Here is a 570-nt window from a genome sequence, read left to right on the forward strand (position 1 = left end):
CCGCGCCCCCGCCTGCCAATGACGATGTCGCGGAAACGGAGAAGCCGAAGAAGCCTCGCCGTGCACCGCGATCGAAGAAGGCTGTCGAGGAAACCGTCTCCGAGAAAGCGCCCGAGCCGGCGGCGGGACTTCCCGCTGAACCTGCGGCGGCCGAACCGGAGCTGGCAGCGGCCGCTGCTGCTCCGAGCGAGGCTGAAGCATCCGTCAATGCCCATCCAACGCGGCGCAAACCGCAGTCGATCGACACGCCGGCTGTCCCCGTCGTTTCGTCCAACGTCAGCGAGGAAGCCAAGACCGAAGAAAAGCCGAAGCGTGCCGGCTGGTGGCAGCGGAAGGGCTTTTTCTAAGCTCTGTCAGCTCATTAGGTTTCGCTGTTGAACAGAAAATCCCGTGCTCGTCCGGCGCGGGATTTTCGTTTTCTGGCCTTCGAATCTTGCGCCCCAGCACCTGCTAAGGCGCGAAGATCGACCAGTTCATCATCCTGGCGAGCTTCTCAAGCGCTATGGAGCCGAGCTTTGAATTGCCGTTCTCGTTGAGGCCGGGGGACCAGACGGCGAGCGAGGCGACGCC

Annotated in this window: 1 protein-coding gene and 1 pseudogene; one reads left to right on the top strand and one right to left on the bottom strand. The window is 63.2% G+C overall.

Annotated elements, in window-relative coordinates:
• Window positions 1-347, top strand: a pseudogene (locus EOA49_RS32995) (ribonuclease E/G); the annotation flags it as partial.
• A gap of 103 nt (window positions 348-450) precedes the next feature.
• Here EOA49_RS32995 and EOA49_RS32345 read toward each other — a convergent pair.
• On the bottom strand, window positions 451-570 hold a 120-nt coding region (locus EOA49_RS32345), incomplete at its 5' end, for a glutaminase (protein WP_206520264.1).

It is taken from the genome of Mesorhizobium sp. M1A.F.Ca.IN.020.04.1.1, from assembly GCF_003997315.1.
In the GTDB taxonomy this organism is placed as follows: domain Bacteria; phylum Pseudomonadota; class Alphaproteobacteria; order Rhizobiales; family Rhizobiaceae; genus Mesorhizobium.